Below are 17,060 nucleotides of genomic sequence, written 5' to 3'. Positions count from 1 at the left end.
GCGTCCGGCGTCGTCGCCCAGCGCTGCGGCGAGCGCTCGCCTCGGGCGCAGCCCCCGGGCCGCGCGCCGGGTCTCGGCCTGGAGGTCGCCCGGAGGCGCGCTTCGCTCGATTTGGTACACTGCGGCGCAGAAAGGGCTGGCGCGCGAGGGTGCTCCGCATCGTTCGCGCGATCCCCGGTCGCGCGCCGCATCGACAGCACATGCAGCCATCCCAGCCGACCTCCTCCTCACGCGCAGCGCCGCACGCAGACCGGCGGCCGCGCGCGCTCCTCCTTCTCCCGGCGCTCGCCGCCGCCCTCCCCACGTGCGGCGGACGGAGCGAAATCCTCGAGGAGGGCGGCGTCGAGGAGGTCGCCCCGATCCCGGTGTGCGAGCCTGCGCCGGAGGTCTGCGACGGCCTCGACAACGATTGCGACCGCGTCGTCGACGAGGGCTGCCCTTGCGCGGAGGGGCGAGAGCGGGGCTGCTACTCGGGCCCGCAGGGCAGCCTGGGCATCGGGGCGTGCAGGGCCGGCGTGCAGGTCTGCTCCGGGGGCGCGTGGGGCCGGTGCACCGGCGAGAGCACGCCGGCGCCCGAGGTGTGCGACCTCGTCGACAACGACTGCAATGGACAGACCGACGAGGGCACGTGCCCCGACGGAACGGCGTGCGGCGCGAGCCTCGTCGCGGACATGGCGTCGCCGCCGGAGGGATGGTCCTTCAACGGGACGGCCTTCTGGGACCCGGAGTCGCGGACCGCCGTGCTCACCGAGGCCATGAACCAGCAGGCCGGCACCGTCATCTACCGGAATCCCCTCGCCGCCGACGCCTTCACCGCGACGTTCGAGTTCCGCCTCGACCGCGGCCGGGGCGACGGCGTGGGCTTCATGCTCCAGGCGACGGGAGCGACGGCCGTGGGGGAGCCCGGCGGCGGACTCGGCATGGCCGGGCTCGACGGCTACGGCGTCGAGTTCGATACGTACCAGAACTTCGATTGTGATGACGTGAGCGATGAGCACATGGGCATCGCCGATCTCGCCCGGCCTTGCTCCGACGGCGTCCTCGGCGCGCTGCTCCAGGTGGAGGGCGGCCTCCGGCTCGGCGACGCCGCGTTCCATACGGCCCGCATCGAGCTCAATCAGGGCGAGGCGAGCGTGAGCCTCGATGGCAGGCCGCTGATCGAGAAGTTCGCCATCCCCGGCTTCCCCGTCGGGTCGAGGCTCTTCTATGGCTTCGCCGCCGCCACCGGAGCTGCCGTCGCGCGCCAGGAGATCCGGAATGTTACGATCACCTTCCCCGCTCCACGCTGCCTTTAGAGCGGGTTTCGCTCGGGTTCAACGCAGGCGTCTTCCGTACTTCGTCTCTCGTCTCCGTGCTCGTCTGCGTGCGCGTTGACTCCGGAGAATCGCGCACGCGCACGCGCACGCGCACGAAGGACGAGCACGGAAGACGGAAGACGGAAGACGGGGACGAGAGACGACGCACGGTGTCTCTCGTCCCATCTTCCGTTCTCCGCTCCCTCTTACGTCTCCCCTCTTACGTCTGCCCTCTTACGTCTGCCCTCTTACGTCTCCCCTCTTACGTCTCCCCTCTTACGTCTTCGTGCGCGTGCGCGTGCGCGTGCGCGATTCCCCGGAAATCATGCCGGACACCTTTGTCGTCACGCGCTCGCGGGGCGCGGGCCGCACAGCGGGCGCAGCGCGTCGCGCTCGGCCTGGGGCAGCACCGTGACCGGGTACTTCGGATTGCCGCTCGCGCGATCGAAGAACGGGTGTGGCCACGTCTTGCCGCGGATCTTCCAGCCGAGCACCTTCCCGATCGTGCGCGCGAGCAGGGGCACGTTCGGCTTCACCGTCCCGGGCGGAGGCTCGCCGATCGCGAACTTGCCGAAGATCCCGCCGCGCGGCGGGCCGAAGACCTCGTCGCACGGGCTCGCGCTCGGCGCTTGCTGGAACAGCTCGGTGGCGATGCCGAGGACCGGCAGCCGCGGCGTCGGCGTGTTGCCGAGCGGCGTCTTGCAGCAGCTCGCGTACCACCGATAGAGGCCCCGCGGCGTGAGGCGCACGGCGGCGATGACCTCGCTGCCGCGGTCGAACGAGATCGCCGACGGAGGGACCTGCACGATGTCCGAGCCGCCGTGCTCGTCGAGCAGATCCGCGCGGCCAAGGTGGTGCAGGAACGCCTGGCAATCATTGCAGTAGCAGATGGCGCGGTTCACCGTGCTCGGCGACGCATCGCGCAGCCATCCGTGAACCTTTCCGCAACGACACTGGAGCTCGATATCTCGGGACATGGAGCCCACATATCATGTTCTGACGCGCGGCGCGCGCGCTTCTCGCCGCGCACGCTTCTCGACGCGCGCGCCTCCCCGGAGCCGCTGGTCACCGCCGGCGCCGCGGCGCGACCCGGACCGCGGCTGGCAGTGTTATTGCTCGCGCGATGAGCCGCCGCGCCCGCCTCGCCTCTCTGGATCTGAACTTGCTTGTCGTGCTCGACGAGCTGCTCCGGAGCCAGAGCACCGTCGTCGCGGCGAAGCGCCTCGGTCGGGCGCAGTCGTCGGTGAGCCACGCGCTCGGCCGGCTCCGCGAGGTGTTCGGCGATCCGCTCTTCGTCCGCACCGGAACCGCGCTCCGGCCGACGAGCTTCGCCGAGGAGCTCGCGGCGCCGCTGCGCGTGCAGCTCGACGCGCTGGAGCAGCTCCTCGAGCCGACGGCGGGCGTGGAGCCGTCGCGCCTGGAGCGGACGTTCACGCTGTCCGCGCCTGACTGGGCCGTGGTCCTGATGCTGCCGCCGCTCATGGCGCGGCTGCGCCGCGAGGCGCCCGGCGTCGATGTCGTCCTGCGCTCCTTCAGGATGGATGTGGATCGGGCGGTCCAGTCGGGCGAGATCGACGTGGCGCTCGGCGTGAGGTTCCAGCCGCTCTCCGGCCTCGTGATGCAACGGCTGCTGGAGGAGCCGTTCGTGTGCATCGCGCGCCGCGACCACCCCGACCTCGGGGAGCACATCACGCTCGACGCGTACGCCGCCGCCGCCCATGTCCTGGTCGCGCCCTACGAGCTGCCCGGGAGCCCTCTGGACGACGAGCTCGCGCGGCTCGGGCACCGCCGGCGCGTCGTGCTCCGGGTCCCGCACTTCTCGGCGGCCCTGTTCGTCGTCGCGCAGACGGACCTCATCGCGACGCTGCCGCGCAGCTTCGTCCACGCGACCGCGCCGCTCCTGCGCCTCCGCGTGATCGAGCCGCCGCTCGCGATCCCGCCCTTTTCGTTCTCATGCCTCTTCAGCGCAACACGGCAGAAGGATCCCGCGCACGTCTGGCTCCGCCGGTGCATCTCCGAGATCTGTCGCGAGATCCACGCCGGGACGCCGCGTGCGGTGGAAGGCCGACCTATCGACGCCATCGATAGATAGTAACAGCCAGTCGGGCGCGCCGCGGCGTGGACCGTCCTCGGGGCCGCCGTTACGCTCTGGTCCGACGATGGAAGGCCGTCGCGCGGCGCGCCGCCGCGATCCGCGAGGCCCGGGGCCTCGCGAGCCACCGAAAGGAAAGAACACCATGCGATCGATCACCGCACTCGGCTTCTCCCTCTGCCTCTCTCTCTCCGCGGCCGCCTGCGCCGGCGATGAGTCGGGCGGCGGCGAGGGCAGCGCGGCCTCCGGCGGCGGCGTCGACGAGGGCGCGCGCCCGGGCTGGCGCGGGCTCGCTCCGATCGCGGGCGGCCCGCGCCAGGAGCACGGCGTGGTCGCGCTCGACGGCAAGGTCTATGTCATCGCGGGCGTCGGCGGCGAGCTGCTCAACACCGGGCGCGTCGAGGTCTACGATCCTCGCGAGGATGCGTGGTCGGAGGCCGCGCCGCTGCCGATGGCGCTGAACCACCCGAACGTCGCGGCCCTGAACGGCAAGATCTACCTGCTCGGCGGCATGATCGGCGAGTTCCCCTGGACGGCCGTCGGCAACGCGTTCGAGTACGACCCGGGCTCCGATACGTGGACGGAGATCGAGCCCATGCCCGAGGGGACCGAGCGCGGGAGCGCGGCCGTCGGCGTGGAGGGCACGAAGATCTACCTCGCGGGCGGGCTGCGCTCGCTGACGCCCCGCTTCCAGGACACGGTGCTCGACGTCTCCTCGTACGACGTCGCGACCGGCGCCTGGGAGGCGCTGCCCGACCTGCCCGAGCCGCGCGATCACGTCGGCGGCGCGGTCGTGGGCTCGACGTTCTACGTGCTCGGCGGCCGGGCGAACGGCCAGGGGAACGTGAAGGACACGGTGTTCGCGTACGACCTCTCGGCGCGGACGTGGTCGACGCGCGCGCCGATGCCGACGGCGCGCGGCGGCGTCGCGGCGGCCGTGAAGGGCGAGACGATCTACGTCATCGGCGGCGAGGGCAACGAGGAGCCGGGCGCGCTGGGCGTCTTCGACGACAACGAGGCCTACGACGCCGCGCGCGACGCGTGGCAGGTGCTCGCGCCGATGACGACGCCGCGCCACGGCACCGGCGCGGTCGCGGTCGACGCGGCGATCTACGTTCCCGGCGGCGGGACCCAGCAAGGCTTCGGCTCGACCGACGTCACGGATGCGTTCCTGCCCTGAGCGGGGCGCGACCGCGCGAGGCCGGAACGACCGTGTTCCAGCGCTGGAGCGTTCGAGGGGTGAGCAGATCCGCGCCCGGACGGAGAGTTCGTGGCGCCGGGCATCCGGGCGCGAGCGCCCGGGCGACGGAGCGCTATGCCTTCCTCTACGCCGCGCTTCAGGAATCCACCTCGACGAGCAGGTGGATGGCGGCGACGGTCACGGCGACCGACGGGCGCAGCGCGGAAGGCGCGTCGCGAGCGATGTACGAGCGCCGAGAGCCCGGGGTGATGTCGACCGCCCCGAGGATGCTGCCATCGGCCAGCACGTAGTAGCCGCCGACGTTGCTCGGGCGCACCGTCTGGTGCGCCCACTCGACCCAGAGGACGCGCTCGTCCTCGCTGCGCAGGAGCGCGTCCCAGTCGAGCAGCTCGCGCGGTTCGGGCTTGGGCCCCCCGATCTTGCGCATCTCCTTCACCCACTCGGGCACCCAGTCGGGCTCTTTCGGCCAGGTGGTCTTCAGCTCGACGTCGAACCGCATCGCCCAGGCGCGCGTGCCGTCGTGCAGACGACAGCCGAGCTGACGCGAGCCGCGGTTCCTCCAGGGGTCGCGCGGTCCGGCGCAATCGATGCTGCCCGCCGGCATGTCGGGCCCGGTCATGGCGGCGCGGAGCCGCCAGCGGCTGTCATGGCTCACCTTCGCCGAGCCGAGCTTCATCAGGGCAACGCCCCTGCTGCGCTCGTAGTCGATGGCGGTCACGCGGTAGAGGCCGATGCGGAGGTACTCGGGCGGAAAGAAGCCAGACGGCCTCTCCGTCGGCAGCTCTTCCGCCCGGGGGGCGAACTTGGGATCGAGCTCGAGCTGCACGCAGCCCGCGCAAAGCCAGGCCATCAGGAGAGCGCTCGGCAAGGACGACATCGCAGGGCGTCGCGAGATCGCCGTCTCTCGGGGCGAGCGGTTGACCGGGGGGTTCGACACGAAGGCGCTCCTGGAAGGTGGAGGGGAAAGGGCACGCGCCGAGCGCGTCGCGCAGCGACGAGCGCTCGTCGTCGGTGAATCAACCGCCGGCCACCAAGCAAGCCACGTGCCTCGCGGTCCGGCGCTCGGACCGCCGGAGCGCCGCGCGCGCGAGCGCGCAGCGGCCAGGCGTGACGCCGGGGCGACGCGGCGGCTGTGACTGCCCGTTCATGGTCCGGACGAGGCGCCGCCCCCGTCTCGCCCGGTCACGTCTTCACGGCGCCCGCGGTGAGCCCCTGGACGAGGTAGCGCTGGAGCAGGAGGAACCCGGCCACCACGGGCACGCTGACGACCACCGAGGCGGCCATCACCTGGTTCCAGTAGATGTTCGACTGCGTCGCATACCCTTGCAGCCCCACGGCCAGGGTGCGGCCGTCGTCGTCGGTGAGCACGGAGGCGAACAGGACCTCTCCCCACGCGGTCATGAAGGCGTAGATCGCGACCGCGACCACGCCCGGCTTGGCCGCCGGGAGCACGACCCGGAGCAGCGCGGTGAGCGGCCCGGCGCCGTCCACGAGGGCGGCCTCGTCGAGCTCGCGCGGGATGGTGTCGAAATACCCGGCGATGAGCCAGATGGAGAACGGCAGCGAGAACGTCAGGTACGTGAGGATGAGGCCGAGCCGCGTCCCGTGCAGCGCAAGGCCGGTGGACCGCTCGATCGTGACGAAGAGGAGGAAGAGCGGGAGCAAAAAGAGGATCCCGGGGAACATCTGCGTCGACAGCACGGTGGTGAGGAACGCGCGCCGGCCCCGGAAGCGGTACCGGCTCACCGCATACCCGGCGAGGATCGCCAGCGCCACCGAGCACACCGTCGCGGCGGCCGCGACGACGGCGCTGTTCACGAAGTAGCGCGCGAGCGGCACCGTCCGCCACATGTCGACGAACGGCTGGAGCGTGACCTCCGTCGGCACCCAGGTGAAGCGCCCCTGGACGTCGCGCAGCGGCTTGATCGCCGAGATCAGCATCACGTAGAGCGGGACGACGGTGAAGACCGCGAGCGCCGCGAGCACGGCGCCCCGCAGCCAGGCGACCCACGCAGCCTCACGCATGGCGAGCGCTCCTGCCGGTGATCAAGAGATAGCCTGTCGTGACGACGAGCAGGAAGCCCACGAGGAGCACGGACATCGCCGAGCCCAGCCCGAAATTCCAGGTGATGAACGACGCCTGGTAGATGTGGATCGCGATCACGTCGGCCTCCGGCGGCGCCGCCCGCCCGAAGAGCGTGTAAGGCGTCGTGAAGTCGTTGAAGCTCCACAGGAACAGGACGAGCAAGAGCACCTGGTTGACCGGCCGGAGCATCGGGAGCGTGATCGACCGGAAGCGCGTCCACGGGCCGGCGCCGTCGACGCTGGCCGCCTCGTAGAGGTCCGACGGGATGGCCTGGAGGCCCGCCGTCACGGTGAGGAAGGCGAACGGCCACGTCCGCCAGATCGCCACCACCACCAGGCTGAGGAAGCTGCTCTCGCCGAGCAGCCAGAACGGGCGATCCTGCACGAGGCCGAGCTGATCGACGAGCACCGTGTTCACGATGCCCGTGTCGCGCTGGAGCATGAAGCTCCACGTGATGACGCCGGTGAAGATCGGCATCGCGAACGGGATGAGGAACAGCGTCCGCAGCGCCGAGCGGCCGCGGAACGGCTTCTGCAGCGCGACCGCGGCGGCCGTGCCGAGGAGCCACGAGCCGCCGACCACGAGGACGCTGACGGCGACCGTGACCGCGAAGGAGCGCAGGAGCTCGACGCCGATCGGAGAGCCGAAGTCGACCGCGATGCGGTAGTTGGCGAGCCCCGCGAACGGCGCCTTGCCCCAGTTGCGGATGTAGCGCTGCGTGAGCTGGAGGAAGCTCATCCACGCCCCGACGAACATCGGGACGATGTGCACGGCGAGCTCGGCGGCGAGCGCGGGCAAGAGGAGCACGTACGGGAACGCCCGCGGCCAGCGCGAGCCCGCCCGCGGCCCCGCGGCGCCGCGCGCCGCCCCGGCGGGCGCCTCTCCCCCGGCGCCTCCCGCGCCGCCCTCCCGCATTACTTGCCGCTCACCATCTGCTGGTTGGCCTTGGTCAGCTTGGCGCGGATCGCGGCCTCGTCCACCGCCTTGCCGGAGGCGGCCTCGGCCAGGAGATCCTTCATGGCCGTGCCCACCAGCGTCTCGAACTGCGTCGTCTCCTCCATCATCGGCATCGACTCCGCCGTCTCGGCGAGCACCTTCTGGAACACCTGGATGTTCGCGGTCTTGAAGCGCTCATCGGCGTAGGCCTCGGTCACGACCGGCAGGGAGTTGAAGGCGGCGTTCAGGATCCGCTGCTCCTCGGGGCTCGTCATGAACGCGACGAGCTTGAGCGCGGCGTCCTTGTGCTTGCTGTCCTCGAACACGGCGATGTTGATGCCGGCCACGTGGCTGTTCACCCGCTTGCCGTTCGCGGGCAGCGGATCGGGCAGCGGGATCGGCGCCACGCCGTAGGCGTCACGGGCGAGGCCGTTCTGCTCGATCGCCGTGGCGGCGTAGCTCTGGATCATGAGCATCGCCGCCTTGCCGGCGGCGAAGTCCTTGAGGATCTGCGTGTCGTTCACGTACTCGGCGTTGCTCGGGTTCACCACCTTGTGGACGCCGAGCAGGTCGATGTACTGCTTGACGCCGGCGACGAGCTCCGGGTCGTCGAAGCGCGCCTGCTTGCCCTCGAAGATCTTGGCGCCCTGCTGGCGGCCGAACATGAACGCGAAGTGGGCGTTCTCGGTGTAGCTCGCGCCCATGATGGCGAGGCCGTAACGGCCGCTCTTCGCGTCGGTCAGCTTCTTGGCGACCGCGAGGAGCTCGGCCCACGTGGCGGGCGGCTTCTCGACGCCGCCGTCGGCGAACATCTTCTTGTTGTAGAAGAGCCCGTAAGCGAGGCCGTAGAGCGGCACCGAGGCGGGCGGCTGGCCGGGCGCGCCGGTGGCGGACATGCTCGCCGGGATGAACCGGTCCTTGCCGCCGACCTTGGCGAGCGCGGCGTCGTCGAACGGCAGGAACGCTCCGGTCGCCTGGAGCGACGCAGACCACGAGTTGCCGATGTTGAGGACGTCGGGCCCCTTGCCGCTCGTGGTGGCGCCGAGGATCCGGTTGAGCAGGTCCGACCAGGGGATGACCTCGAGCTTGACCTTGATCCCGGTCTGCTTCTCGAACTTGTCGAGCTCGGGCTGCAGCACCTTCTTGTCGTCCTCGACGCTGGGCCCCTGGTTGCTCGCCCAGTACGACAGCGTCACCGGCCCGGACCCCGGCGGAGCCGCGGCGGGCGACCCTGACGGCGAGGGCGACGACGACGGCGCGTCGCCCCCGCTCTTGCCACACGCGGCGGCCCCGAGGGCGAACAGGGCAAATGCGGCTACGGCCTCGATCGTGCGTGACCTCACGGCGACTCCCTCTCCGTCTGAAGATTCACACCTTGTCGCGCGGGTCGCGCGAGCCCGGGCAAGCTACCCCTTGCGCCGCCGGGGTTGCAACGGGGAGCGCCCGCGAGGAGAGCACTTAATCGGTTCAGAGTCAACGGCCAAGAGGGGGCGGCGCGCCCGTCCGACCCGGGCGCGGGCATGACGGCGGCAGCCGGCTTGACGCGCCGCGGGCGCGCGGGGAGCCTCGGCGGCATGGCGCCTCTTCCGCCCACAGGCCGCGACCGGCTCATCGCCATGCTCCGCGCCCCTGACGCCCGCGACCGGCTCCCCATCCGCATCGGGGGGCCCACGCTCCAGGTCGGCGTCACCTGCGAGGACGGGCGGTGGCGGCTACGCCGGCTCGTGCTCGATCACGACGCGCTCACGGAGTTCGGCCGCCGGCAGCTCGCCGCGGGTCGAGGGTTCTTCCCCGACCACGCCAACATGTTCCTCATGCCGATCGGGGAGGTGCTCGCCGAGGCGGGTGATCTCGACGCCTTCTGCGAGGCGCTCCGGCGGCTCGCCTGGGACCCTGGCTGGTGAAACGACGACGTGACAACCGGGCGACCTCATGCATGCCGTGCATGACGTTCATGCTGCATTCTCATTGGAAAGATACTTTCCAATGACATAGACATCGCCGTCGCGCCGATACGACGAGACCTCGCGCAGGCGGTCCCGCTGGACGGCCGCGCCTGCCCTTCCGCTCGACGTGGGATCACCACGGGACGCGTCCTCCACTGACGTTCGCACCTCGGAGAGCGAGACACGGCGCGTGCGCGCCGCGTCGAGCGCGAGCGCGGCCGACGGAGGACGCCGGCCCGCGGGCACGGAGCGCGAGGCGGGCGACCGGGCGTGGGGGCTCGAGACCATCGGGGCGACAGGAGAAGCCACCAGTGCGCGCATCTGTATATGCTTTGCTCTCATTGTCCTTGGTCGCCTGCAGCGTGGAGGGCTACGTCGAGACCTCCGAGGAGATCGGCGCGGCGGACGACGCGCTGATCGGGGGGCGACCGGCGCTCGAATCGGAGTATCCGTCGACGGTCATCGGCCCGGGATGCACCGCGGCGAAGGTCGGGCCGCGCCACTTCCTCACCGCCGCTCACTGCGTGGATGACGAGTACAACGCCACCGTGTCCCCGAGCTACGGGCCGGGCGGCTCCTACTGGGTCAGCGCCACCAACACGCCCCCGATCTGGCCCTACGTCGAGCTGACGATCGAGCAGACGTACATCCACCCGCAGTGGCTCGCGGACTGCGCCGCCGCGCTGGCGGGCGGAGCGACCGATTGCGCGGTCAACGTCCTGAACCCGGGGCACACGCCCGACCTCGCGCTCGTCGTCGTCAACGAGCTCTCGCCGACGATCCCGGCGGCCGTGGTGGACGGGGCGCCGGTCGCGGTGGGCGATCCCGTCGTGGCGACCGGCTACGGCTGCGAGGACCCGAGCGGCTCGGGCGGCGGCCTCTTCAAGCTCCAGAACCTCACCGCGTCGGCCTCCTCGATCCTGAATCACCCCGGCTCCTACGTCTCGGGCCAGGGCATCATCGACGTCGCGGCGGCGTACGTGCTCACGCCGGGCTACGCCAGCAGCACCAGCTACGCCAGCCTGTGCCCCGGCGACTCGGGCGGCCCGCTCTATCGCCAGAGCTCGACGAGCCTCGTGGTCGTCGGCGTCAACGCCTATTACACGTTCCCGTCCGGCTGGTCTGGCCCGGCGCCCTCGCAGACCAACTGGCACACGCGGCTCGACACGTCGGCGCGCTACCCGGTGACGTCGTGGCTCCAGTCCCTCGGGGTGAGCGTGATCAACGGCGGCACCGCGCCGACCTGCACCGACGGCGTGCAGAACGGCACCGAGACCGACGTGGACTGCGGCGGCACGTGCACGGCCGACTGCGCGAACGGCGATACGTGCAGCACCAACGCGGACTGCACCAGCCAGAACTGCGTGGCCGGGGTGTGCCAGCCCAGCACCGGGACGGCGCCGTGCAGCAACCTGTGCACGAGCCCCACCGCGTTCACGGGCCCGAGCTACAACTCGGGCAACCTCGGCACCGGCGCGCGCTGCTTCGAGACCACGGCGAACCTGACCGGCGCCAACTGCGGCAACTTCGCGAGCGGCCGCACGTTCTCGGTCAACGGCACGGCCGTGACCTGCAACGGCGGCAACATCTCGCTGCCCGCGAAGCGCAACGGCGGCTACTGCTTCCAGGCGTCCGCCGGCAACCAGTCGTGGGCGTACTTCAGCACCTGGTAGACGAGATCTCGTGAACCGAGGCGCCTCGACCGAGGCGCGCCCATGGTGAGGCCGCGGCCGCACCCCGGACAGGGGGGCGGCCGCGGCCGCTCCATCACCGGAGCTTCTCCTTCCCCGGCGGCGCCTCGAGCCCGAGGTGCTTGAAGAGGAACGCGAACACGTCCGTTTGCTCCTCGATCTTCTCCCCGAGCGGCGTCCCGATCCCGTGGCCCGTCGAGCCGCTCGCCCTGAGCAGGATGGGCGCGGAGCTCGACGTGGCCGCTTGCAGCCGCGCCGCCATCTTCCGCGAATGGTACGGGTCCACGCGCGCGTCGTTCGCGCCCGTCAGCAGCAGCGTGGCCGGGTACGCGGTCCCGTCCTTCACGTGGTGGTACGGCGAGTACGCATAGAGCGCCTTGAACTGCTCCGGGTCCTTCACCGTGCCGAACTCGGTCACGTTGAACGCCCCGTTCGGCGTGAGCTCCACCCGGAGCATGTCGTAGATGCCGACGTGCGAGATCACCGCCTTGACCATCTCCGGGTGCTGCGTGAGCTGCGCGCCCATCAGCAGGCCGCCGTTCGAGCCGCCCAGGATCGCGAGCCGGTCCGGGCGCGTCATGCGGCCGTCGACGAGGTGCTTGGCGCACGCCGCGAAGTCGTCGAAGACGTTCTGCTTCTTCGTCAGGTTGCCGCCGCGGTGCCACGCCTCGCCGAACTCGCCGCCGCCCCGCAGGTTGGCGACCGCGAACACCCCTCCCTGGTCGAACCACAGCCGCCAGAGCGGGTTGAACCCGGGAGCGATGCTCATCCCATAGCCCCCGTATCCGGTGAGCAGCGCGGGCGCGCTCCCGTCGAGAGCCGTGTCCTTGCGGCGCAGGATGTTGATGGGCACCTTCGTCCCGTCCTTCGAGGTGCACGCCTCGCGGACGACCTCCACGTCGGCGTAGGACACCGGGGACGTCATCGCGAGCGGCGTCTTCGTCACCTTGCCGTCCTTGGCCGCGACCGCGAACCAGGCCGCCGGCTCGGTGTAGCTGACCCCGCGGAAGAGCATGTCGTCGCCGTCCGCGCGCACGAGCTGCCGCACCGAGGACACCGGCGGGATCGGCACGGCCCCGAGCGCCTTGCCCTTGAGGTCGAAGACGCGGATCTGGGACGGGCCGCCGAGCAGATCCCGGACGTAGAGCCGGCCCTTCGTGGGCAAGAAATCCTGGATCACCGCCTCGCTCTCGGGCACGACGAGCTCCGCCTTCGCGAGATCGAGCTTGCCCGGCGCGAGGCGCACCACCTTGCCGCGCGGCGCGTCCTTGCGCGAGAGGAGGTAGAGCCGGTCGTCGGCGCCGAACTCGGCGTAAATGATCTTGTCGGGGAGGTCGGCGAAGCGGGTCCATTTGCCCGTGGCGTCGAGGAGGTAATGCCAGTACTCGCCGCCGTCGCCGTTCTGCACGCTGGCGAGCACGAGCTTGCCGCTCTCGCTCGTCCTGAGCTCCACCTCGGCGATGCGGGGGAAGTCCTTGCCGAGCGAGTACGTGTCGTCCTTCTCCGGCGCGCCGAGCTTGTGGAAGTAGATCTGCTGGTAAAACCCCATGTCTTCCTGCGGGCGCTCGCCGGGGTGCGGGTGGCGGGTGAAGTAGAACCCCTTGCCATCGCCGCTCCAGGCGAGGCTGCCGCCCGCCGTGCCGCTGCTCGCGTAAGGGACGATGTCGCCCGTCTCCTTGCCGGTCGCGACGTCGTAGACGCGCACGGTGCCGTTCTCGGTGCCGCCCTGGGACAGGGAGACCGCGACCTTCTTGCCGTCGCGCGAGGGGACGAACCAGTCGATGGTCGTGTGCCCCTTCGGGTCGACGACCTCCGGATCGACGACGATCCGCTCGGAGCCGGGATCGTTCGCGGATTTCATGACCACGAGGAAGGGCTGCTGCTTCGGCGGCTGGTCCTTGAGGGCGAAGAGCTGCCCGCCGGCGTCGTCGACCGCGAAGTAGTTCGTGGAGGTCGCCGACAGGATCGCCTCGACGCGCGCCCTTACGGCGCCGCGCGCGGGCAGCGCGTCGAGGGTGCCGCGCGTGAGCCGGTTCTGATCCTCGATCCAGCGCTGGACCTCGGGAGAGCTCGAGTCCTCGAGCCATTGATAGGGGTCGACGACCTTGGTGCCGTGGTACTCGTTCGTGACGGGCCGCTTCGGGGTCGCCGGGTACGGCAGGCGAGCTCCTCCTGCCGCGGGCGCGGCAGGCGCGGCGAGCGGCGGCGGGGCCGCGGCGGCGGGCGCGGCCGGCTCGTCCGGCGGCCTCGGCGCGGGCGCGCTGCACGCCGCGAGCAGCGGCAGCGCCAGGGTGATGGCGGGGATCGGGCGCAGGCGGTTCATGCCGTCGAAGCTAGCCCCCGCCGCGGCCGCCGCGGAAGAGAATCGGCCCGGCGGCGGGCGCCTCGCGATCCTGCAACGCTGCAACGCCGCCCTCGCAGGATCGAAACCGCCGGGTGGATGTCCCCGACAGAAAATGCGGGGAATTCCGGGGGGATGGGTCTGGTACGGACGATGCTTATCCGCCGGCCAGCTCCGCCGGCGGCCTCCGCTACCCCCCGAGGCGCCCGGCGGCGCTGCTATTTTGTGCCTTGATTCGGGGCGGCGCATTCCCCCGGTCCACGCGGTCGCGGTGCCGCGCGCGCGGGGCGCGGCGCCCTTCGTGCTAGCGTGCGCCGCATGGCGAACGACGTGAACGAGGGAGCGACCACGACCGCCGACGTCGAGGTCCGCGAGGTCGACGACAGCGTCCTGAAGGACCTCGAGTCGAAGTACGCCGACGTGGCCTGTCCGATGCACGGCGGGCCGCCGACGTTCGAGCTCGCCTCCGACGGGTCTGTGGTCGAGCGCTTCTGCTGTCCGGCCCTGCTCTCGATCGTCCGCGAGCTCCAGGTCGCCGCGGGCGAGCGGCCTCCGCCGCCGGAAGAGGGCGCGTGAGGATCGAGGGAAAGCCAGCGGAGATCGCTCCAGGACGCCGCCCTGCTCCTGGTCTAGGGCACCGAACGGGTTGAAGACCCGAGAAATTGAACCACAGAGGGCACAGAGGACACAGAGGAAGAGAGAAGAGATAGCTCAGAATCTTTTCTTCATCCCTCTGTGCCCTCTGTGCCTCTGTGGTTCCAATCTCTTCATTCTCGGGCGTTTCAAGCTGTTCGGTGCGCTCTAGGCCTCTCCACGACAGATGGCCTGAACGATCTCGCGCGTGAGCCCGCGCAGCCACGCGTGCGCCTTGTCGCCCTCGAAGCGCTGGTGCCACAGCTGGACGATCCGGACCTCCGGCACGTCGAGCGGCAGCGGCAGGGCGCTGAGGTGGAGCGGCCGCAGCATCGGGCCGCAGACCCGCGCCGGCAGCGCGACCACGAGGTCGCTCTCGCGGGCGAAATGGGCGGCGGCCGCGACCGTGGGGGCCGCCGCGACGACGCGCCGCCGGAGCCCCTGGGACTCCAGCGCGTCGTCGATCCGATCGCGCAGGCGGCCGCGCCGCGACACCGTGACGTGGAGCGCCTCGGCGTAGCGCCTGGCGGTGAGCCGGCCGCGCGCGAGCGGATGACCCTGACGAACGGCCACCACGAGGCGATCCTCGCCGATCGACTCCCCGCAGATCTCCGGGAGGGCGGGCTCCGTCGCGCCGATCTCGAGATCGACGCGCCCGTGACGCAGCTCGTCGGTGTCCCCCGCGGGCTCGGCCAGGAGCCGGAGCTTCACCTGAGGGGCCTGCTCCTGCACCGCGAAGAGCAGCCGTGTCCCGAGCGCCGTCGTGAGCGCGTCGTGGCAGCGGACGGTGAAGGTCCGCTCGAGCTTCTCGAGGTCGAGCGCCCGCTCCGGCGCGAACACCGCATGCGCCCGCTGGACGAGGGCGTGGACCTCCTGCCGCAAGGCCAGCGCGCGGGGCGTCAGCGTCATCGTTCGCCCGGTGCGCACGAGGATCGGGTCCCCCGTGGCGTCCCGGATGCGCCCCAGCGTCCGGCTCATCGCGGGCTGCGAGAGGTGCAATCGGGCCGCGGCGGCGCTGACGCTCCGCTCCTCGAGCAGCGCGTCCAGCGCCGTCAACAGGTTCATGTCCACATGCATCTGGGTAATCCTTCGTATAGCAAGGATGCATTGGACGACATACCACGTCCAGGGTTTACTCCTCCGCGCTGGAGCTCGCGAGGACGCGCGGGCCGCACGCCCAGGAGGATTCATGTCGACCCATTCGGAGCCGATGACAGACCATTCCATGCGACGGGACCCGAGCGCGGCCCGCGCGGACGACGAGGCCCTGCTGCCCGCGGTCGTCGCGGCGCTCTCCGCGGCGGGAGAGCGGCTCGTCGCTCGCTTCTCGCCAGCGCCGCGCCTCGGGAGCCGCGAGGAGGTCTTCGCCGCCCTCGGCGACAACGACGCGGTGTCGCTCGACGCGCTCCGCGAGCCGCTCACGCGCGCTCGCCCGGGCGCCGGGTGGGTCGAGGACGAGCTCGAGCGCGGGCCGCTTCCGCCGGGCGAGTGGTGGGTCACCGACGCCGTCGAGGGGAACATCAACCACGTTCACGGGATGACGGACTGGTGCGTCACGGCGACGCTCGTCCGCGACAACGAGCCGGTCCTGACGGCGGTGCACCTGCCCCTCCGCGGCGAGACGTACACCGCCCGGAAGGGCGCCGGCGCCCACCTCGGGGCGAGGAGGCTCCGGGCCTCGGCGAAGACGGCGCTCGACGCCGCCTTCGTCGGGACGGGCCAGGCCATGCCGGGCGAGGACCAGGAGACGCACCGGCGGATCGGCCAGTCGGTCGCCGCGATGCTCGGAAGCGCGCTGGTGCTGCGCGTCTCGGTCCCGGCCACCCTCCAGCTCGTCGAGGTCGCGGCCGGCCGGATGGACGTCTTCTGGCAATACAGCCAGGTCCTCTCCGGGCTCGTCGCGGGCGCGCTGCTCGTCGCGGAGGCCGGGGGCGCGGTCACGGACACCCGCGGGAACCCCTGGAGCCTGACCAGCGAAAACTTCCTGGCCGCAGCGCCAGGGCTTCACGCCGGCGCGGTCGCCGTCCTGTCCACCGTTCGTTGAGGAGAGAGGTCTCGACCATGGAACGCATCTCGGAAACCATCGGAATCCTCGGCTCGGGCCGGGTCGGAAGGGCCCTGGCCGGCAAGCTCGCGAGCGCCGGGCACGCCGTCACCGTCGGCACCAGGGACCCCGCGCGCGCGGCGGCGAGCTTTTCGGGGGCGCGCGTCGCGCTCGGCGATCCCGCGGAGACCGCGCGGAGGGCCGCGATCGTCGTCAACGCCACCCCCGGAGACACGAGCGTCGAGCGGCTCGGCGCCCTCCGCGACGCGCTGAAGGGGAAGATCTTGATCGACGTGTCGAATGCGACGCTGCGCGGCCAGGACGGCCTGCCCGGCAGCCTGCTTTACCCGAACGGCAGCGTCGCCGAGCACCTCCAGGCGGCGCTGCCGGAGACGGCGGTGGTCAAGACGCTGAACACGATGCTGTTCACCGTCATGGCGGATCCCACGAGCCTCGGCGTCCGCCCGACCGCGTTCCTCTCCGGCAACGACGAGAGCGCGAAGGCGGTGGTCGCGAGGCTCCTCGGCGATCTGGGGTGGCCGGCGGACTGGATCGAGGATCTCGGGGACATCGCGACCGCCCGCGGGCCCGAGGCGGTCGCCTTGCTCGTCCCCTCGGTGCTGCGACGGCGAGGGCTCGCGCCGTTCGCCCTCGCGCTCGCCCGGTGACGTCGCGGCGCGGTGAGGGGCCTCCCTTCGCGCGAACCGCAGCGGGCGCGTCGTTTTCGTGCCGGTCGGGCGGACGGGGGCGCGCCCGTTCGGCCGGCAGCGATAGAAGCGGCGGCGCGCTGCGGGC

At 71.3% G+C, this 17,060-nt stretch carries 16 protein-coding genes; 8 read left to right on the top strand and 8 right to left on the bottom strand.

Annotated features, from left to right (window positions below; genetic code table 11):
• Positions 1 to 200 precede the first annotated feature (200 nt).
• Positions 201 to 1,295, top strand: a complete 1,095-nt coding sequence (locus tag WME83_RS05565) for an L-type lectin-domain containing protein (protein ID WP_437318213.1) — start codon at positions 201 to 203, stop codon at positions 1,293 to 1,295.
• A 344-nt stretch (positions 1,296 to 1,639) separates the two neighbouring features.
• On the opposite strand, the gene WME83_RS05560 is transcribed toward WME83_RS05565, so the two are convergent.
• On the bottom strand, positions 1,640 to 2,272 hold the full coding sequence (locus WME83_RS05560; protein ID WP_437318212.1) for a DUF6151 family protein: 633 nt from the start codon (positions 2,270 to 2,272) through the stop codon (positions 1,640 to 1,642).
• 146 nt (positions 2,273 to 2,418) lie between these two features.
• On the opposite strand from WME83_RS05560, the gene WME83_RS05555 reads away from it, so the two are divergent.
• Positions 2,419 to 3,387, top strand: coding sequence for a LysR family transcriptional regulator (locus WME83_RS05555; RefSeq protein WP_437318211.1), 969 nt, complete (start codon positions 2,419 to 2,421; stop codon positions 3,385 to 3,387).
• Positions 3,388 to 3,532: 145 nt separating this feature from the next.
• A complete protein-coding gene (locus WME83_RS05550; RefSeq protein WP_437318210.1) occupies positions 3,533 to 4,567 on the top strand; it encodes a Kelch repeat-containing protein in 1,035 nt (344 codons plus the stop codon).
• 157 nt (positions 4,568 to 4,724) lie between these two features.
• On the opposite strand, the gene WME83_RS05545 is transcribed toward WME83_RS05550, so the two are convergent.
• The 4 genes from WME83_RS05545 to WME83_RS05530 all read right to left on the bottom strand — a co-directional run bounded on the left by WME83_RS05545 (position 4,725) and on the right by WME83_RS05530 (position 8,953).
• Positions 4,725 to 5,438 carry a hypothetical protein gene (locus WME83_RS05545; RefSeq protein ID WP_437318209.1) on the bottom strand — a complete coding sequence of 238 codons (714 nt, stop codon included), beginning with the start codon at positions 5,436 to 5,438 and terminating at the stop codon, positions 4,725 to 4,727.
• Positions 5,439 to 5,770: 332 nt separating this feature from the next.
• Positions 5,771 to 6,613: a carbohydrate ABC transporter permease gene (locus WME83_RS05540; protein WP_437318208.1), complete on the bottom strand. Its 843-nt coding sequence runs from the start codon at positions 6,611 to 6,613 to the stop codon at positions 5,771 to 5,773.
• Positions 6,606 to 7,589 carry a carbohydrate ABC transporter permease gene (locus WME83_RS05535; RefSeq protein ID WP_437318207.1) on the bottom strand — a complete coding sequence of 328 codons (984 nt, stop codon included), beginning with the start codon at positions 7,587 to 7,589 and terminating at the stop codon, positions 6,606 to 6,608. Before WME83_RS05535 ends, WME83_RS05540 begins: the two co-directional genes overlap by 8 nt.
• Entirely contained in the window at positions 7,589 to 8,953 is a 1,365-nt protein-coding gene (locus tag WME83_RS05530; RefSeq protein ID WP_437318206.1) for an ABC transporter substrate-binding protein, read from the bottom strand. Before WME83_RS05530 ends, WME83_RS05535 begins: the two co-directional genes overlap by 1 nt.
• Positions 8,954 to 9,184: 231 nt before the next feature.
• On the opposite strand from WME83_RS05530, the gene WME83_RS05525 reads away from it, so the two are divergent.
• Positions 9,185 to 9,514: a hypothetical protein gene (locus tag WME83_RS05525; protein WP_437318205.1), complete on the top strand. Its 330-nt coding sequence runs from the start codon at positions 9,185 to 9,187 to the stop codon at positions 9,512 to 9,514.
• Positions 9,515 to 9,562: 48 nt separating this feature from the next.
• On the opposite strand, the gene WME83_RS05520 is transcribed toward WME83_RS05525, so the two are convergent.
• Positions 9,563 to 9,877 (bottom strand): hypothetical protein, encoded by a 315-nt coding sequence (locus WME83_RS05520; RefSeq protein ID WP_437318204.1) that lies wholly within the window; start codon positions 9,875 to 9,877, stop codon positions 9,563 to 9,565.
• A 20-nt stretch (positions 9,878 to 9,897) separates the two neighbouring features.
• Here WME83_RS05520 and WME83_RS05515 point away from each other — a divergent pair, with 20 nt between their 5' ends.
• Complete coding sequence (locus WME83_RS05515; RefSeq protein WP_437318203.1) at positions 9,898 to 11,229, top strand: trypsin-like serine protease; 1,332 nt, start codon at positions 9,898 to 9,900, stop codon at positions 11,227 to 11,229.
• A gap of 94 nt (positions 11,230 to 11,323) precedes the next feature.
• Here the strand turns inward: WME83_RS05515 and WME83_RS05510 are convergent, their stop codons facing one another.
• Positions 11,324 to 13,570, bottom strand: coding sequence for a prolyl oligopeptidase family serine peptidase (locus WME83_RS05510; protein ID WP_437318202.1), 2,247 nt, complete (start codon positions 13,568 to 13,570; stop codon positions 11,324 to 11,326).
• Between the two features lie 336 nt (positions 13,571 to 13,906).
• Here WME83_RS05510 and WME83_RS05505 point away from each other — a divergent pair, with 336 nt between their 5' ends.
• Entirely contained in the window at positions 13,907 to 14,164 is a 258-nt protein-coding gene (locus WME83_RS05505) for a hypothetical protein (protein WP_437318201.1), read from the top strand.
• A gap of 225 nt (positions 14,165 to 14,389) precedes the next feature.
• Here the strand turns inward: WME83_RS05505 and WME83_RS05500 are convergent, their stop codons facing one another.
• Positions 14,390 to 15,298 (bottom strand): LysR family transcriptional regulator, encoded by a 909-nt coding sequence (locus WME83_RS05500; protein WP_437318200.1) that lies wholly within the window; start codon positions 15,296 to 15,298, stop codon positions 14,390 to 14,392.
• 112 nt (positions 15,299 to 15,410) lie between these two features.
• On the opposite strand from WME83_RS05500, the gene WME83_RS05495 reads away from it, so the two are divergent.
• Entirely contained in the window at positions 15,411 to 16,265 is an 855-nt protein-coding gene (locus tag WME83_RS05495; protein ID WP_437318199.1) for an inositol monophosphatase family protein, read from the top strand.
• A 17-nt stretch (positions 16,266 to 16,282) separates the two neighbouring features.
• Positions 16,283 to 16,933: an NADPH-dependent F420 reductase gene (locus WME83_RS05490; RefSeq protein WP_437318198.1), complete on the top strand. Its 651-nt coding sequence runs from the start codon at positions 16,283 to 16,285 to the stop codon at positions 16,931 to 16,933.
• The last annotated feature ends 127 nt before the right edge of the window (positions 16,934 to 17,060 follow it).

The sequence above is a fragment of the Sorangium sp. So ce385 genome (assembly GCF_051474135.1).
GTDB lineage: Bacteria > Myxococcota_A > Polyangia > Polyangiales > Polyangiaceae > Sorangium > Sorangium cellulosum_D.
Note: the sequence above shows the minus strand (reverse complement) of the source record. Positions and strands in the feature narration are given on the sequence as shown.

Coding starts and splice junctions, on each gene's coding strand:
- WME83_RS05500 (WP_437318200.1), bottom strand. CDS start 15,298: ATGCATGTGGACATGAACCTGTTGACGGCGCTGGACGCGCTGCTCGAG.
- WME83_RS05540 (WP_437318208.1), bottom strand. CDS start 6,613: ATGCGTGAGGCTGCGTGGGTCGCCTGGCTGCGGGGCGCCGTGCTCGCG.
- WME83_RS05550 (WP_437318210.1), top strand. CDS start 3,533: ATGCGATCGATCACCGCACTCGGCTTCTCCCTCTGCCTCTCTCTCTCC.
- WME83_RS05510 (WP_437318202.1), bottom strand. CDS start 13,570: ATGAACCGCCTGCGCCCGATCCCCGCCATCACCCTGGCGCTGCCGCTG.
- WME83_RS05525 (WP_437318205.1), top strand. CDS start 9,185: ATGGCGCCTCTTCCGCCCACAGGCCGCGACCGGCTCATCGCCATGCTC.
- WME83_RS05495 (WP_437318199.1), top strand. CDS start 15,411: ATGTCGACCCATTCGGAGCCGATGACAGACCATTCCATGCGACGGGAC.
- WME83_RS05555 (WP_437318211.1), top strand. CDS start 2,419: ATGAGCCGCCGCGCCCGCCTCGCCTCTCTGGATCTGAACTTGCTTGTC.
- WME83_RS05535 (WP_437318207.1), bottom strand. CDS start 7,589: ATGCGGGAGGGCGGCGCGGGAGGCGCCGGGGGAGAGGCGCCCGCCGGG.
- WME83_RS05490 (WP_437318198.1), top strand. CDS start 16,283: ATGGAACGCATCTCGGAAACCATCGGAATCCTCGGCTCGGGCCGGGTC.
- WME83_RS05505 (WP_437318201.1), top strand. CDS start 13,907: ATGGCGAACGACGTGAACGAGGGAGCGACCACGACCGCCGACGTCGAG.
- WME83_RS05560 (WP_437318212.1), bottom strand. CDS start 2,272: ATGTCCCGAGATATCGAGCTCCAGTGTCGTTGCGGAAAGGTTCACGGA.
- WME83_RS05565 (WP_437318213.1), top strand. CDS start 201: ATGCAGCCATCCCAGCCGACCTCCTCCTCACGCGCAGCGCCGCACGCA.
- WME83_RS05520 (WP_437318204.1), bottom strand. CDS start 9,877: ATGCGCGCACTGGTGGCTTCTCCTGTCGCCCCGATGGTCTCGAGCCCC.
- WME83_RS05545 (WP_437318209.1), bottom strand. CDS start 5,438: ATGGCCTGGCTTTGCGCGGGCTGCGTGCAGCTCGAGCTCGATCCCAAG.